The sequence below is a fragment of the Streptomyces sp. NPDC102402 genome, assembly GCF_044765765.1.
GTDB lineage: Bacteria > Actinomycetota > Actinomycetes > Streptomycetales > Streptomycetaceae > Streptomyces.
This window is the reverse complement of sequence record NZ_JBIWKR010000017.1, coordinates 92,978-107,130: the sequence shown is the minus strand read 5'-3', so window position 1 is coordinate 107,130 and position 14,153 is coordinate 92,978. Positions and strand designations below refer to the sequence as shown.

The 14,153-nt window shown below is 71.2% G+C and carries 15 protein-coding genes and 3 pseudogenes; 11 read left to right on the top strand and 7 right to left on the bottom strand.

Features of this window, described 5'->3' with window-relative positions; genetic code table 11:
• Positions 1-46: 46 nt before the first annotated feature.
• Positions 47-295 carry a hypothetical protein gene (locus ACIRJR_RS32335; protein ID WP_403787243.1) on the top strand — a complete coding sequence of 83 codons (249 nt, stop codon included), beginning with the start codon at positions 47-49 and terminating at the stop codon, positions 293-295.
• Positions 292-534, top strand: coding sequence for a hypothetical protein (locus tag ACIRJR_RS32330; protein WP_403787241.1), 243 nt, complete (start codon positions 292-294; stop codon positions 532-534). Before ACIRJR_RS32335 ends, ACIRJR_RS32330 begins: the two co-directional genes overlap by 4 nt.
• Before the next feature lie 64 nt (positions 535-598).
• Here the strand turns inward: ACIRJR_RS32330 and ACIRJR_RS32325 are convergent, their stop codons facing one another.
• The gene (locus tag ACIRJR_RS32325; protein WP_403787239.1) at positions 599-1,111 is read right to left on the bottom strand and encodes a MarR family winged helix-turn-helix transcriptional regulator; all 513 of its coding nucleotides are present in this window, start codon (positions 1,109-1,111) and stop codon (positions 599-601) included.
• A 75-nt stretch (positions 1,112-1,186) separates the two neighbouring features.
• Here ACIRJR_RS32325 and ACIRJR_RS32320 point away from each other — a divergent pair, with 75 nt between their 5' ends.
• Entirely contained in the window at positions 1,187-1,858 is a 672-nt protein-coding gene (locus tag ACIRJR_RS32320) for a nitroreductase family protein (protein ID WP_403787237.1), read from the top strand.
• Positions 1,855-2,793 carry an EamA family transporter gene (locus ACIRJR_RS32315; RefSeq protein WP_403787236.1) on the top strand — a complete coding sequence of 313 codons (939 nt, stop codon included), beginning with the start codon at positions 1,855-1,857 and terminating at the stop codon, positions 2,791-2,793. The genes ACIRJR_RS32320 and ACIRJR_RS32315 overlap by 4 nt, the downstream gene beginning before the upstream one ends.
• Here the strand turns inward: ACIRJR_RS32315 and ACIRJR_RS32310 are convergent.
• Complete coding sequence (locus ACIRJR_RS32310) at positions 2,762-3,538, bottom strand: hypothetical protein (RefSeq protein WP_403787234.1); 777 nt, start codon at positions 3,536-3,538, stop codon at positions 2,762-2,764. The genes ACIRJR_RS32315 and ACIRJR_RS32310 overlap by 32 nt on opposite strands.
• A gap of 223 nt (positions 3,539-3,761) precedes the next feature.
• Here ACIRJR_RS32310 and ACIRJR_RS32305 point away from each other — a divergent pair.
• Positions 3,762-4,786: pseudogene (locus ACIRJR_RS32305) on the top strand (phosphotransferase family protein).
• Here ACIRJR_RS32305 and ACIRJR_RS32300 read toward each other — a convergent pair.
• Together ACIRJR_RS32300 and mshA are read right to left on the bottom strand one after the other, a co-directional pair.
• Complete coding sequence (locus tag ACIRJR_RS32300) at positions 4,758-5,264, bottom strand: YbjN domain-containing protein (protein WP_403787232.1); 507 nt, start codon at positions 5,262-5,264, stop codon at positions 4,758-4,760. The pseudogene ACIRJR_RS32305 and the gene ACIRJR_RS32300 sit on opposite strands and share 29 nt — an antisense overlap.
• Before the next feature lie 48 nt (positions 5,265-5,312).
• Positions 5,313-6,662 carry a D-inositol-3-phosphate glycosyltransferase gene (mshA, locus tag ACIRJR_RS32295; protein WP_403787230.1) on the bottom strand — a complete coding sequence of 450 codons (1,350 nt, stop codon included), beginning with the start codon at positions 6,660-6,662 and terminating at the stop codon, positions 5,313-5,315.
• Positions 6,663-6,853: 191 nt separating this feature from the next.
• On the opposite strand from mshA, the gene ACIRJR_RS32290 reads away from it, so the two are divergent.
• The 3 genes from ACIRJR_RS32290 (at position 6,854) to ACIRJR_RS32280 (ending at position 10,798) form a co-directional block, all read left to right on the top strand.
• Positions 6,854-7,639, top strand: a complete 786-nt coding sequence (locus ACIRJR_RS32290) for a class I SAM-dependent methyltransferase (RefSeq protein ID WP_403787228.1) — start codon at positions 6,854-6,856, stop codon at positions 7,637-7,639.
• 211 nt (positions 7,640-7,850) lie between these two features.
• Positions 7,851-8,921 carry an NlpC/P60 family protein gene (locus ACIRJR_RS32285; RefSeq protein WP_403787226.1) on the top strand — a complete coding sequence of 357 codons (1,071 nt, stop codon included), beginning with the start codon at positions 7,851-7,853 and terminating at the stop codon, positions 8,919-8,921.
• A gap of 527 nt (positions 8,922-9,448) precedes the next feature.
• Positions 9,449-10,798: a PP2C family protein-serine/threonine phosphatase gene (locus tag ACIRJR_RS32280; RefSeq protein ID WP_403787224.1), complete on the top strand. Its 1,350-nt coding sequence runs from the start codon at positions 9,449-9,451 to the stop codon at positions 10,796-10,798.
• On the opposite strand, the gene ACIRJR_RS32275 is transcribed toward ACIRJR_RS32280, so the two are convergent.
• The 3 genes from ACIRJR_RS32275 to ACIRJR_RS32265 all read right to left on the bottom strand — a co-directional run bounded on the left by ACIRJR_RS32275 (position 10,780) and on the right by ACIRJR_RS32265 (position 12,415).
• On the bottom strand, positions 10,780-11,115 hold the full coding sequence (locus tag ACIRJR_RS32275; RefSeq protein WP_356883563.1) for a DUF2516 family protein: 336 nt from the start codon (positions 11,113-11,115) through the stop codon (positions 10,780-10,782). The genes ACIRJR_RS32280 and ACIRJR_RS32275 overlap by 19 nt on opposite strands.
• 117 nt (positions 11,116-11,232) lie before the next feature.
• The gene (locus ACIRJR_RS32270; protein ID WP_403787222.1) at positions 11,233-11,877 is read right to left on the bottom strand and encodes a hypothetical protein; all 645 of its coding nucleotides are present in this window, start codon (positions 11,875-11,877) and stop codon (positions 11,233-11,235) included.
• A 28-nt stretch (positions 11,878-11,905) separates the two neighbouring features.
• On the bottom strand, positions 11,906-12,415 hold the full coding sequence (locus ACIRJR_RS32265) for a helix-turn-helix domain-containing protein (protein ID WP_403787220.1): 510 nt from the start codon (positions 12,413-12,415) through the stop codon (positions 11,906-11,908).
• Positions 12,416-12,606: 191 nt separating this feature from the next.
• Here ACIRJR_RS32265 and ACIRJR_RS32260 point away from each other — a divergent pair, with 191 nt between their 5' ends.
• From ACIRJR_RS32260 to ACIRJR_RS32250, 3 genes and pseudogenes are all read left to right on the top strand, one after another.
• Positions 12,607-13,368, top strand: coding sequence for an SMI1/KNR4 family protein (locus ACIRJR_RS32260; RefSeq protein ID WP_403787218.1), 762 nt, complete (start codon positions 12,607-12,609; stop codon positions 13,366-13,368).
• Positions 13,369-13,432: 64 nt separating this feature from the next.
• Positions 13,433-13,650, top strand: a pseudogene (locus tag ACIRJR_RS32255) (DUF5958 family protein); the annotation flags it as partial.
• Positions 13,651-13,723: 73 nt separating this feature from the next.
• Positions 13,724-13,798 (top strand): annotated as a pseudogene (locus tag ACIRJR_RS32250) (DUF5958 family protein); the annotation flags it as partial.
• Between the last annotated feature and the right edge of the window lie 355 nt (positions 13,799-14,153).

Below are 14,153 nucleotides of genomic sequence, written 5' to 3'. Positions count from 1 at the left end.
ACATGCGGTCAGGGCGCGGAGAGCAAGGAGATCGGGGAGGACGATCATGGGCGAGTCTCTGAAGACCTTCGTCGGCGGCACCGAGGTAGAGGTGCCCAACAGCATTCCGGCGATCCGTGCCGCGCTGCCCGAGGAGAGACGCGAGGAGTTCGACCAGGCGATCAACGAGGCCGGGGTGCACGAGATCCAGGCCGTGATGCGCCACTGGATGCTCGAGTCCGTACCCGACCCCGAGGCCGAGCAGATCCTGGACCGGCTGGCACAGGACGAGGCGGAGAGGCGGAAGGTCGCTTGAGCTTCCGCATCTCCTTCGCCCCGCCCGCCGACGACACCCTGGCCAAGATGCGCGACGGCGACTCGTTCCGGGAAGAGATGGCGCGCACCCTGGGCCTCGACCCGTACGGGCACGCCTCGACCGCCGTGAAGCGCGAACGCGACCGGCGCGAGGCGACGGTGTCCGGCGCCATCGTCCTCTACTACGTCTCGGGGACCGTGCTGACGGTCACCGTCGTGAGGCTCGTACCGCTGCCGTGAGGCTCGCACCGCTGCCATGAGGCTCGTACTCCGGGCCGAGGTCCTCAGCCCCACCTGAGCGACCTCACCCCAGCCTGACCTGGCGGTCGGTGTCGCCGAGGGACTCCAGCAGGTCGCGCAGGTCGTCCGCGATGCGGTCGCGCTGCTCCTCGGTGAGGCCCGACAGCAGGCGGTTCTGGTTCTCCACGTGGTCCACCAGCGCCCGGTCGATCAGCTCCCTGCCCGCCTGCGTGAGCGACACGTGAACGCTGCGTCCGTCCTCCGGTCTGCGGGTGCGCAGGACGAGCGCCCGCTCCTCCAGCCGGTCCAGCCTCTGGGTGATGGCCCCGGACGTGACCATGGCGGACCGCATCAGCTCCGCGGGGGTCAGCCGGTGAGGGGCCGGACTGCGCCGCAGTGTGGCCAGCACGTCGAACGCGGCGGGGTCGAGATCGTGCGCGCCGAAGACGGCCCGCTGCTCCGCCTCGACGATCCGGGACAGGCGTTTGACGCGCCCGATCACCCCCATCGACGAAGAGTCCAGTCCGGGGCGCTGCTCCGCCCACTGCGCCAGTACGCGGTCCACGTGGTCGCTCATGGCACCAGCATATCTTTATCTTAGAGTTGAGATACCTACTTGCTTAGCGCTAAGCAAAACCGCTACGGTCCAGCCATGACGCAGGACACAGGCCACCTGACCGTGCCGCAGGCGATCCGTACGCGCCGCAGCATCCGCCACTACCTGCCCGACCCGGTCCCCGACCGGCACCTGGACGAACTGCTGGACCTGGCCATGGAAGCGCCCTCCAGCTGGAACGTGCAGGCGCGCTTCGTCGTGGTCGTCTCGGACGACGAGGGCCGGGCCGCCCTCACCCGGGCCACCGGGGGCCAGCCGCACCCGCGGGAGGCACCGCTCACCCTGGTGTTCGTGGCCGGCAGCCAGGCCTGGCGCGAGGACCTGAGCGACGTCTACGAGGAAGCCCTGCGCAACGGGGCCTGGAACGAACGGTTCGTCAGCGGCTTCTCCCAGGCCACCCTGGACTTCCAGCAGGACCTCGAACAGCGCGGCCTGCTGCGGGAGTACGCCGTCAAGGACGCGGTGATCGCCGCGACGTACGCGATGCTCGCGGCCACCTCCCTGGGGCTGGCCACCTCACCGATGAACGGCTGGGACGAGCAGCAGGTGAAGCGCGTCATCGGCATCGAGGACCGCGACGACCTGCACATCGCGATGCTGCTGCCGGTGGGCAGACCGGCGGAGACCCGCGCCCACCCGGGCCGCCGCCCCCGGGCCCGCCAGGCGTTCACCGGTCGTTACGGACACGGCGACGGCGGCACCCGGTGAAGGGCGACCGGGTGGCGGCAGACTCCGCGATCACCGCCCTGGCCCCGCTGGTCTGGGGCTCCACCTACCTCGTGACCACCGAGTTCCTGCCGCCGGACCGGCCCTTGCTGGCCGCCACCGTCCGCGCCCTCCCGGCGGGTCTGATCCTGCTCGCCATCGGCCGGACGCTGCCGCGAGGGCACTGGTGGTGGCGCGCCGCGGTGCTCGGCACCCTGAACATCGGCGCCTTCCTCTATCTGCTCTTCGTAGCCGCCTACCACCTACCGGGCGGAGTGGCCGCCCTGGTGATGGCCGTGCAGCCGACGGTCGTCCTCGCCCTGTCGGCGGTGCTGCTGAAGGAGCGGATCACGGCGACGCACGCCTCGGCCTGCGCGCTGGGCGTCGTGGGTGTGGGCCTGCTGGCCCTGACCCCCCGCGCGGGGCTGGACGCGGTGGGCGTGGGCGCCGGTCTCCTGGGCGCTGTGAGCATGGCTACCGGCATCGTGCTGACCAAGCGCTGGGGACGCCCGTCCGGGGTGGGCGTGCTGACGTTCACGGGCTGGCAGCTGAGCTTCGGCGGGGTCCTCCTGCTGCCCGTGACCCTGATCGGCGAAGGCCTGCCGGACGCGGTCGACGGCCGGAATCTCGCCGGTTTCGCCTACCTCGGACTCGTCGGCGCCCTGCTCGCGTACGCGGTGTGGTTCCGCGGCGTGGAGAGGCTGCCCGCACTGACCGTCTCGGTACTCGGCTTCGCCTCACCGCTCGCCGCGATGGCCCTCGGCTACCTCGTCCTGGACGAGACCCTGTCGCCGGTCCAGCTCGCCGGCGCGCTCACCGTGGTCGCCGCCGTGGTCCTCGCCCGCCCGCGGACGGCGAAGGGGCGGGAGCCGTCCTGCCCGCCCCCGCCCCCACGCCGAATCCGGATCAGCCGAGCTTCCCGACCTGTGCGTCGATGACAGCGGTCGGCAGCTCGAATTCGGCCTTCTCACCCGTCTTGCCGAGGTTGAAGGAGAAGAACGTGGCGATCGTGCCGCCCTGACGGATGCTCACGAGCTTGAACGGAACCGACTCCTCACCCTCGCCCATCCGCAGACCCCAGGCGAGGGCCTCCTCGCCGCCCGTCGCCTTCTCCTCGGTCAGGCTGGTGATCTCCTGCTTCTCACCCTTCATCGACAGGGTGAACCCGCCGGTGCACTTCGCCGCGGAGTCACGCAGCTCGGCCATGCTCTTCACGGCACCGTCACCGTCGTAGGAGGCAAGGGTGACCAGGGACGACGTGATGTCGAGCATGCCGGCGAGGGCGTCCGCGGGGTCGGCGGACTCGTCCTTCTTGGGCTCCTCGACGACCTTGCGTCCGGCGTTCCCGACCGGAGTCCCCCGCTTCACCCCGTAGAAGGCGAAGCCGAGGGGCTCGCACTCCTTCTTGTCCGCGGTGACCGCCCCGGGCTGCAGGATGTCCTCGGGACCGGTCTTGGAGATCTTGTGGCCGGCGACGTCGCCCTGTTCCAGCGACACCTTCTCCAGCTCGGCCGAGGACAGTCCCTTGACCGCCGCGGGCTTGGCGGAGGCGTCGTCCTTCGCCCCCGAGGCGCCGCCGTCGCCCTTGGCGTCGGAGTCCGAGCCGCCGCAGGCGCTGGCGAGCAGGGCCAGGGAGGCCGCAGCGGCGGCAAGGGCGGTACGGCGTACGGCGGTGGCGCGCATGGTTGGTTCATCTCTCCGTCTGAAGGAGCAACGCCTCGCTCCCGGCGGGCAATTCGAGTAGCTGTCGCGGGAGGGCTGTCGCAGTGCGACACACTCTACGATCGGACATCCGTCCGATGATCGGTCCTTATGGTCACGGGATGTGATCGTGATTCCGCTGTGATCATCCTGTAAAGCCCCTGTGGGGCGGCCGACTCCGCACCTGAGCCGTGGGGGCCCGCCCGTGTCCGCCGACGCGACCACCGCCGTACTCGACCGCATCGGTGCCCGGGGCCCGTACTCCCGCGAGCCGCTCACCGGGGGCACGTACAACACCGTGACCCGGGTGACGTTCGAGGACGGCAGGGACTGGGTGGTGAAGATCCCCCCGGCGCACTCCACGGGCCTGAGCTACGAACAGCGCCTGCTCGTCAACGAGGTCGTCTTCTACGGTGCCGCCGCCGAGGCCGGTGGTGCCGCGATCCCGCGCGTCGTGCACGCCGAACTCGAACCGGGAGCGCCGGCCGGAGCGTACGTCGTCATGACCGCGAGCCCCGGACAGCCCTGGAGCTCCGTCGCCGGTGACCTGACGTGGCGGGCGAGACACGTGCTCTGCGGACCGAGCTCGGGGGCCTCGTCGGCCGGCTGCACGAGGTCACGGGCCCCGCCGGGTTCGGGTACCCCGCCAAATCCCTGGGACCGCTCGCCCCGACCTGGCGTGAGGCGTTCACCGCGATGACGGATGCCGTGCTCGCCGACGCCGAGACGTACGGAGCCCGGCTGCCGCGCCCGGCCGGGTGGATACGCGAGGTGCTCGCGGGAGCCTCGGACGTGCTGGACGAGGTCACCCGGCCCGCACTGGTCCACTTCGACCTGTGGCAGGGGAATCTGCTGGTGGCCGGGGAGCCGGGCGCACGGCGCATCGGCGGGGTCGTCGACGGCGAGCGGATGTTCTGGGGGGATCCGGTCGCCGACCTCGTCTCCACGACGCTGTTCGGTGACCCGGAGACCGATCCGGACTTCCTCGCCGGATACGCGTCCGCGACGGGCGCGCCGCTCGTGTTCACCCCGTCGGTGCGGCGCCGGCTCGACCTCTGTCGCAGCTACCTCTACCTGATCATGCTGACGGAGACGGTGCCCCGGGGAGCAGGGGCCGAGTCACTCGCTCTGACCTGGCAGGCGGTGGCACCGCGGCTCGTCACGGCGCTGGAAGGGCTGGCCGCGGCACCCGGCGCCCGGCTCAGGAGGGACGCTTCGTCAGGTGCGTGAAGGCGTCCAGGTTTCGGGTGGACTCGCCCCGCTCCACCCGCCAGGCGTACTCCTTGCGGATCGCGGAGGCGAAACCCAGCTCCAGCAGCGGGTTGAACGCCCCGTCCGCCGCCTCCAGGACCGCCCCCAGCAGCCGGTCGAGCTCCCCGGGCGTGACGACCGAGAGCGGCAGCCGGCCGACGAGATAGATGTCGCCGAGCTGGTCGATGGCGTAACTGACGCCGAACAGGCGGAGATTGTGCTCCAGGAGCCAGCGGTGGACCGCCGCGTCGTTCTCGTCCGGGTGGCGGATGACGAAGGCGTTGAGGGAGAGGGAGTGCTGCCCGACGATCAGGGAGCAGGTCGTGGACAGCTTGCGTGTGCCGGGCAGCTTCACGACGTAGGTGCCGGGCCCGGGGCTCTCCCATTCGAGCTCCGCGTCGTCCAGCGTCGCCTCGATGACCTGCGCCGCTGCTGCCTCGTCGGATACGTCAGCCATGGTGCGAGCGTACGACAGGGCGCGCGTGCGCACCGCCTGCCCGTCGCCTCAGCCGTGGTGCGAGCGGGCGCGGCGCCGGTGGTCGTGCATCGCCGCCGTGTACACGTCGGCGGTGGCCGAGGCCGCCGTGTCCCAGCCGAACGACTGGGCGTGCGCGGCGGCGGCATCGCCCATCCTGTCCGTGAGCCCCGCGTCGTCGGCGAACCGGCCGAGCGCCTGTGCGTACGCGGCCGGTTCGTGGCCCGGGATCAGGAAGCCGCTGACACCGTCCCGCACCGCGACCGGGAGACCGCCCACCTCCGCCGCGACCACGGGCGTGCCGGCCGCCTGGGCCTCGATGGCGACGAGCCCGAAGGACTCGCTGTACGAGGGCATGACCAGCACGGACGCCGCCCGGAACCAGTCGGCGAGCTGGTCCTGCCCGACCGGCGGGTGGAACCGCACGACATCGGCGATGCCCAGGCGCGCGGCCAGCTTCTGGAGGCCCTCCGGCTTGGCGAGCCCGCTGCCGCTGGGGCCGCCGACCACGGGTACGACGATGCGCGAGCGCAGGGAGGGGTCCCGCTCCATGAGCACGGCGACGGCGCGCAGCAGCACGTCCGGAGCCTTGAGCGGCTGGATGCGGCCGGCGAACAGCGGGATCAGCGCGTCCTGCGGCAGGCCGAGGCGGGCCCGGGCGGCGGCGCGGCCGTCGCCGGGGCGGAAGCGTTCCAGATTGACCCCGGGGTGCACGACGGCGACCGACGCCGGGTCCGCCTCGTAGAAGCGGATGAGCTCGTCGGCCTCCCCGGCGGTGTTCGCGATGAGCCGGTCGGATGCGTGCACGATCTGGGTCTCGCCGATGACACGGGCGGCGGGCTCGGGGGTGTCGCCCTCGGCGAGCGCGGCGTTCTTGACCTTCGCCATGGTGTGCATGGCGTGGACGAGGGGGACGCCCCACCGCTGGGCGGCGAGCCAGCCGACCTGCCCGGACAGCCAGTAGTGGGAGTGGACCAGGTCGTAGTAGCCGGGCCGCTGGCCCGCCCACGCCTGCATCACGCCGTGGGTGAAGGCACAGAGCTGGGCGGGCAGCTCCTCCTTGGCCAGCCCCTCGTAGGGCCCTGCGTCGATGTGGCGGACCAGGACTCCGGGCGCCAGCTCGACCGTCGGGGGGAGCCCGCCGGTGGTGGCCCGGGTGAAGATCTCGACCTCGATGCCGATCGCGGCGAGGCGCCTGGCCAGTTCCACGATGTAGACGTTCATGCCGCCGGCGTCGCCGGTGCCGGGCTGGTGCAGCGGGGACGTGTGCACGGACAGCATCGCGACCCGGCGCGGCTTGCGGTGTCCGGCGAACCCGCCCGGGAAGCGGATGCGGGGTGCCGCACGGCTGCTGCCGAGCCGGGAGACGTACTGGCTCACGGGTCCGCTCCTCCTCGCTCAGGGCATGACACGTACGGGGCACAAGCCCCCTCGAAGGGCCAGAACAGCGGAGTCCGGCCTTTCATTTCCACTTTGCCAAATCATTGCGATCTGCCCGGCGCGCCGGAGAGCGCCCCGCGCGCGCCGCAGCTCCACGTGTGCCCCCCTGCGCTTCGCATACGCTCCTTCTCATGCACCAGCGCCCCATCGGCACCGCGACGCGCGGGACCACCAACCCCAACCGCCTGCGTCGCATGGACCGCTGGATCGCCGCCACTCACGGCCCCGCTCTGCGCCGCAGCGACTCCCCCGTCGCGGTCGACCTCGGCTACGGCGCCGCGCCCTGGACCGCCGTCGAGCTGCTGGAGCGGCTGCGCACCGCCGAGCCGCGCACCGCCGTGGTGGGCATCGAGATCGACCCGGCGCGGGTCGCGGCGGCGCAGCCGTACGAACGCGAGGGACTCACCTTCACGCACGGCGGCTTCGAGATCCCCCTGCCCGGCCGCCCCGTCCTCATCCGGGCCGCGAACGTGCTGCGCCAGTACGACGAGGGCGAGGTCGCAGCGGTCTGGCGGCGGCTGTGCGCCCGGCTCGCCCCGGACGGCCTCCTGGTCGAGGGCACCTGCGACGAGATCGGCCGACGGCACGTGTGGGTGGCGCTCGGCCCGGAAGGGCCACGCACGGTCACCTTCGCGACCCGGCTCGGCTCACTGGAACGCCCCTCCGACCTCGCCGAGCGTCTCCCCAAGGCCCTGATCCACCGCAACGTGCCGGGCGAACCGGTCCACGCCTTCCTGCGGGACCTCGACCGCGCCTGGGCCACGGCCTCCCCGTACGCCTCCCTCGGCGCGCGGCAGCGCTGGATCGCGGCGGTGCGGGCGGTCTCCGCCGACTGGCCCCTGACGGACGGCGAACGGCGCTGGCGGCAGGGCGAGATCACGGTGCGCTGGGCGGCACTCCGGCCTGCCGGGCGGTGAACGACGCGTACCGGAACGGCCGGTGAACACGGCCGGATCCGGGAACGCTCGCGGATCACCGTTCGTCCCCTGTGTGACGGGGCAGGTGACACCGGCCTCTGTTGCTTTACGGGACGACATGGCACGATCGCGTCGTCACACAGATGTTACTGACGGTAAGTCACATGTGAGCGTTAGGGCATTCCCTCCCTTTCGCCCGGAGGGGGAGCTTGTGAACCGACGCCACTGCGCCACTGCCGCGATCACCCTGGTCTGCGCACTGGCCCTGCTGACCGCGCCGGTCCAGGCCATGGCCGCCCCGATTCCCGAGCCCTCCCCGACCGCCGGCGCCGCGGCCTCCCCCGGGAAGAAGAGCCTCGAGGAAGTACGCGACGAGATCGACACCCTCTACCGCAAGGCAGGGGCGGCCACCGACGCGTACAACCTCGCCGAGGAGCAGTCCGAGAAGCAGTCCGGGGAGATCGTCCGTCTGACCAAGTCGATCGCCGACGGCCAGGCGAAGATCGCCGAACTGAAGGACAGGGCGGGCGCCCAGGCCCGCGAGCAGTACCGCAGCGGGGGGCTCCCTCCGGGCGCGCAGCTGATGCTGAGCGGCGATCCGGGCCTCTTCATGGACGGCGTCAACCAGGCCCGGCAGGGCCAGCAGGCCGCCAAGGGCATGCTCACGGAACTGGAGCAGGCCCAGGAGGACTTGGAGACGTACACGAAGGACGCGAGCCTCAACTGGGAGAAGATCGAGGCCAACCGGGTCAAGCAGGCCAAGGCCAAGAAGAGCATCGACGCTCAGATCGAGGCGGCGGAGAAGCTCGAATCACAGCTGGCGAAGGAGGAGCGGGCCAGGCTCCTCCAGCTGGAGAAGGACGCCGCCTCCACCGCGCAGGCCGCCTGGCTCTCCTCGGGCGCCCTCAAGGAGATCAACCGCGAGGCGAGCGCCGCGGGCAAGAAGGCGGTGGCGTTCGCCACCGCCCAGATAGGCAAGCCGTACGTCTGGGGGGCCGAGGGGCCCGGTTCGTACGACTGCTCGGGGCTGACGTCGCAGGCCTGGGCGGCGGCGAAGAGGCCGATCCCACGGACGTCCCAGGAGCAGTGGCGGCAGCTGCCCCGCATCCCCATCCAGGACATGCGCCCCGGCGACCTGATCATCTACCACAGCGACGCCACCCACGTCGGGATGTACGTCGGCGACGGCTCGATCGTGCACGCCCCCCGGCCCGGGCGGCATGTCACGCTCGCCGGCGCGGGCTCGATGCAGATCCTGGGCGTGGTCCGGCCGGACAAGTAGGCAACGGGAGTTGCGGCGGCCGACACGCGGCGAACAGCCCGGCGGGTGACGGGCCGGGGGCCGACACGCGGCGAACAGCCCGGCGGGTGACGTCGCGGGGGCCGACACGCGGCGAACAGCCCGGCGGGTGACGTCGCGGCGGCCGACGCGCGACGAACAGCCCGGCGGGTGACGTCGCGGCGGCCGACACGCGGCGAACAGCCCGGCGGGGGACGGGGCGAGGCGTGTCGCCGGGCACACGACGGGGCGCACGTGACCCACACCTCATCGCGCGCGCCCGGGGACGCGCCGGAAGATGTGTGCGGTGCGTGTCGAACGCGTGATGTTCGTCATGACCCCATGTCCGTTTCATGCGCACCGATCACGCCGGATCCGTGGTGGGACGCGGCTTATGGCCGCGCACACGACACAGGATGATCACCGGGCACCATTCCGTTCCCCTGCCGTGGACCGCTATCGTCCCCGTCGGCGGGTCGTCGATCGTCGTCCCGCCGCGCCCTCGGGGGGAGGGAAGGAAACCCGAACCGATGCCCGTACCCGTACCGCAGCAACGTGCCGTTCCCGCTGCGGAGACCACTCACGGCGCCGACCTCACACTCCTGGTGATCGAGGACGACCCTGCGGGCACCTTCGCCGTCCCCGAGCTGTCGTCCACCGCAGGGGCGCGGGTCCGCGTCCGCACCGCACGCAATCTCACCGAGGCGGGCCGGCTGCTCACCGACGACGTCGACTGCATCCTGCTCGACCTCGACCTCGAGGCGGCGTCCCTTCCCACCACCGCACGGGCCGAGGGCCGTGAGGACGGGACGGGCAGCCCGGACGAGCTCGCCGCGCTCAAGCACATCCTGCGCATCGCACCGCGCCACGCCGTGCTCGCCCTCACCGCCGAGGACGACGCCGAGCGCGCCGCCGAGGCCGTACGCGTCGGCGCCCAGGACTACCTCTTCCGCGACGAGCTCGACGGCCGCCTCCTCAGCCGCGCCATCCGGTACGCGGTGGAGCGCAAACGTGCGGACACCGCCCAGCACCAGCTCACCGAGTCCCGGCTGCGCGCCCAGGAGAACGCCCGGCTGGAGCGCGGACTGCTGCCCACCCCGCTCCTGGACGGCTCCGACCTCGCCTTCGCTGCCCACTACCGGCCGGGCCGCAGCCGTGCCCTGCTGGGAGGGGACTTCTACGACACGGTCCGCACGCCCGACGGCACGGTCCACGCGATGATCGGCGACGTCTGCGGGCACGGCCCGGACGAGGCCGCCCTCGGCGTCGAGCTGCGGATCGCCTGGCGGGCGCTCACGCTGGCCGGGCTCTGCGGCGACGCCCTGCTCTCGACGCTGCAGCAGGTCCTGGAGCACGAGCGGCAGAGCGAGGAGATCTTCGCGACGCTCTGCACCGTCGACATCGCACCCGACGGCCGCCGCGCGGGCCTGTGCATCGCGGGCCACCCCGCGCCGCTCATCGCCCGTCAGGGACGGGCCGCGCACCTTCTCCCGTACGAGGACGGCGGCCCGGCCCTCGGCCTGCTGCCGCACGCCCGGTGGCCGCGCCGGCAGGTCGACCTGGGCGGCTCCTGGAGCCTGATGATGTACACCGACGGCCTGATCGAGGGGCGCGTCGGGCAGCAGGGGACCCAGCGGCTGGGGCAGGACGGCATGGTCGCGATGGTCAACGGGCGCCTGGACCAAGGGCTCGGCGGCGAGGCGCTGCTGGAGGCCGCGGTCACCCAGGTGCAGGAGCTGAACGGCGGCGAGCTGACCGACGACGTCGCGGTCCTGCTGCTGGAGCGCGACGAGGCCCGGATACGACGGAGGGGCAGGAGCGCCTCGCGCTCCCGCCCCGGTGCCGTGTCGAGCGCGGGCGCTCAGCGCCCGCCGTTGTAGGGGCCGTACGGTCCGTCGCTGCTGGAGCCGCCGCGGCGGCCTCCGCCGCCGGACACGGCCTTGATCGCCGGGCGCACGTCCACCATGAAGACGATGGACGCGATCACGCCCGCGATCTGCAGGAACAGGATCGGGATGACCAGGTTCACGAAGACGGTGACGCCGAGAATGATCAGCCAGAAGGACTTCTTCTGCTTGTCCGCGGCCCGATAGGCGTCCTCGCGCGCCGTCACGGCGAAGACCAGCGCGACCACGGCCAGGACGAGCATGGCCAGGTACAGCAGCTGGAGGATGGAGCCGAATGCTTCGAGCAACACGGTGAGCACCGCCTAGTCAGTGGATGAGCGCCTCGCGGCCAAGGTACCGGGACAACGACCCGGGCACCCCCAAAGGTGCCCGGGCCACCGCCCCGGCAATCCCGGAACCGCCTCCGCCTACTTGGCGGAGGGCGGAGTCGTCTTCTTCGCGGCAGGCTTGCGCACGGGCGCCGTCTTCTTCGCCGTCACGGGCGTCGCCTTGGACTCGGGAGCCTTCGGCGCGGGCTTCTTCGCGGCGGGGGCGACCGGCTTGGCGGGGGCGACCGGCTTGACCGCGGCGTCGGACTTCTGCTTCGGCACGGACTTCGGCTCGGCCTCGACGACGGCGGCGATCTCGACGATCTCCTCGGCCGTCTCGCCTCGCCAGGTCCGCACGGTCAGCTCGCCGCGCTCGGCGACCTTCTCGTACGTCTCCCGGGCGCGGACCGCGTACTCGGCGGCCACGCCGACGCTCCGCAGCGCCAGGTCCTGGGCGGTCTCGCCCCACTTCTTCAGGTCGGTGTCCAGCGTCCCGAAGACCTCGGTCACCTTCGCCTGCACGGTGGCCTGGGCCTCCTTGGCCTGCGTGGTGACCCGCTCCTGCACGGCCTTCGGGTCGGTGTTGCGCACCGCCTCGATCCGCTCGGGGGCCTCGGCCCGCAGCTGGTCGATCAGCGCCGGGACCTTGCGCGCCTGCTCCACGGCGAGGTCGGCCGTGCCGGCGGCGAAGTAGAGGGGGGTGGGGTCGGTGAGGGTCTTGCGCAGGTCATCGGTGATGGCCATGACTGTGGTCCTCCCGGATCATCAGAAGTCAGTTCGCTGGTGGGTCTGCATCACTGCCGCCGGCCGTGCGGGGGCCGCGGGCATCCGGACCGGCACCGTTCGCGTCACCGGCACCGCTTTCCGCGTCGGCATCGATTCTGCTCTCCGCGTCCGCCCCGCCGTGGAAGCCTGCGCCGGTGTCGGGCGCGACATCGAAACCGTTCTCCCGGCGGAAGGAGTCGTAGATCTGCAGCAGAACGTTCTTCTGCCGCTCGTTGATCGACGGATCGGCCAATATGACCGCCCGCGTCTCCAGCTCCTCCCGCTCCCGCTCATCGAGGATCCCGGCCCGCACGTACAGCGTCTCGGCCGAGATCCGCAGGGCCTTGGCGACCTGCTGCAGCACCTCGGCGCTCGGCTTGCGCAGCCCGCGCTCGATCTGGCTGAGATACGGATTGGACACTCCGGCGGCGTCGGCGAGCTGCCGCAGGGAGAGCTGCGCGGTACGCCGCTGCTCACGCAGGTACTCGCCGAGATTGCCGACGTTGAGTGATGCCATGCCTCGATACTGCCGACCGTTGCTAACTTTTGCAAGCGCCTGCTTGCAAAAGTGTTCCACCTCATCCGGGGAGGCACCTGTGGCTCGCAGCGATGACTGTCCGTTCTCAGTAGATGTGGCGAGTCCCAATGGTTCTGGCAAACGATCTGGCGGGGTCCCGGCGAAGCTGGCCGGCCTGTACGGTCCACCGCATGGTTGACGAGTTCGATGTGGCTCAAGCTCTGCGCGGTGGGATACCCGACAGGGCGCGAGCCTGGGCCTTCGTTCGGGACTTTGCCGCAGCGTGGGCGGAGCCGCTCGCCGACGGCGCGGGTACGCGAGCGGAGGAGCTGGAGCGAGCCGAGGAGATGCTGGGGCTCACGCTGCCGACCGCGTTGCGCGAGGCGTACTCGCTTCTCGGTACGCGTCACGACCTCACCGGCAACCAGGACCCGCTGCTGCGCCCTTCTGAGCTGTTCGTGCACGACGAGTTCGGTGGAGTGCTCGTCTTCCGCAGCGAGAATCAGGGGTGCGCTTTCTGGGGAGTGCGGCTGCGGGACCTCGGTCAGGACGATCCGCCGGTGTTCGTCCAGTCGCAGGATGGTTGGGTCCGCTTCCTGGAGCGGGTCTCCCTGGCCTGTGTCGAGCTGGTACTCAGCGAGACGCTGCTTGGCAGCGAAGGACGGCTCTACAACGCCTGCGAACTTCCCGCCAGCCTGATTCGAGAGCTGCCGAGCCGGTTCGCGCCAGTGGAGTTTCCCGAGTACCCGATGTGGACGGGGAAGGAAGAGTCACCCGTGTGCTGGTTCTCCGCGCCGGGGAAGCTCTTGCGGCTCGACGGACTGAGTGACCACAGCTGGCTGCACGTTCGGGGAAGTACGTTCGCCGACCTGGAGTCGCTCTGCACCGCCCTCCCCGGCCACTGGGTACGTGGGTACTCAGAGCCGTTGGAAGCCGACGAACTTCCTTTCTAGGCATCCGAGGGTCTGCTTGGATGACCGGGAAAGTCTGTGAATCGAGTGCAACGGGGGCGTGCGGATGGCTGATCCGTACGTCATTCTCAACGAACTCGCCCAAGAGCTTCGGCCGATGCCACAGGGAATCGAGTGGTTCGAGGGCCTCTCGACTGAGGAGCAGTCCAACACCCTGCGCCTCCTGTCACATTCTGCATTCAGGCCCGCGCCGCCGCCGAGGACGGCCCGGAAAGTATCCGACGCACCGGGCTCCGCGCCACGCACACACCGGCAGTTCTGATCACACGAGGGCGGATCGACCAGCAACTCGGGAAGATCGCCAGTCTCACCGCACGACGAGCGCCTCAAGTCGTTCCGGCTACTGATCGCGGTGCTGGCCGTCGCCGACGAACGCCGACGAGAGCGCTTCTGCTCCGACGGTTGCGGCCACGCGCGGCATCGCCTGTCTGTCGACAGCGAGCAGTGGGACGTGCGATGCGAAGACGAGGCGATGCGCAAACTGCCGAGACTGAGCGCGATGTGGGGCCGGTGTCCACGGGAAAGCCGGGGCCGGTGTCCACGGGAAAGCCTGGACACCCGTTGTCAGTTCTCCATGGTGAGGCGAGTCCCGGTGGCTCAGGCGAAGCCCCGGCGAGGGTGGCCGCCCCGTCCGGTCCACCGCGCGGTCGACGAGTCCGATGCGGCTCGATCCCCGCGCGGTGGTACACCCGACAGGGCGCGGGCCCGGGCCTTCGCCCGGGCCTTCGCCGCAGCGTGGGCGGAACCGCTCGGTCACCCGCCCGAGG

Coding starts and splice junctions, on each gene's coding strand:
- ACIRJR_RS32265 (WP_403787220.1), bottom strand. CDS start 12,415: ATGGCATCACTCAACGTCGGCAATCTCGGCGAGTACCTGCGTGAGCAG.
- ACIRJR_RS32335 (WP_403787243.1), top strand. CDS start 47: ATGGGCGAGTCTCTGAAGACCTTCGTCGGCGGCACCGAGGTAGAGGTG.
- ACIRJR_RS32325 (WP_403787239.1), bottom strand. CDS start 1,111: ATGAGCGACCACGTGGACCGCGTACTGGCGCAGTGGGCGGAGCAGCGC.
- ACIRJR_RS32270 (WP_403787222.1), bottom strand. CDS start 11,877: ATGGCCATCACCGATGACCTGCGCAAGACCCTCACCGACCCCACCCCC.
- ACIRJR_RS32280 (WP_403787224.1), top strand. CDS start 9,449: ATGCCCGTACCCGTACCGCAGCAACGTGCCGTTCCCGCTGCGGAGACC.
- ACIRJR_RS32320 (WP_403787237.1), top strand. CDS start 1,187: ATGACGCAGGACACAGGCCACCTGACCGTGCCGCAGGCGATCCGTACG.
- ACIRJR_RS32260 (WP_403787218.1), top strand. CDS start 12,607: ATGGTTGACGAGTTCGATGTGGCTCAAGCTCTGCGCGGTGGGATACCC.
- ACIRJR_RS32290 (WP_403787228.1), top strand. CDS start 6,854: ATGCACCAGCGCCCCATCGGCACCGCGACGCGCGGGACCACCAACCCC.
- ACIRJR_RS32300 (WP_403787232.1), bottom strand. CDS start 5,264: ATGGCTGACGTATCCGACGAGGCAGCAGCGGCGCAGGTCATCGAGGCG.
- ACIRJR_RS32310 (WP_403787234.1), bottom strand. CDS start 3,538: ATGCGCGCCACCGCCGTACGCCGTACCGCCCTTGCCGCCGCTGCGGCC.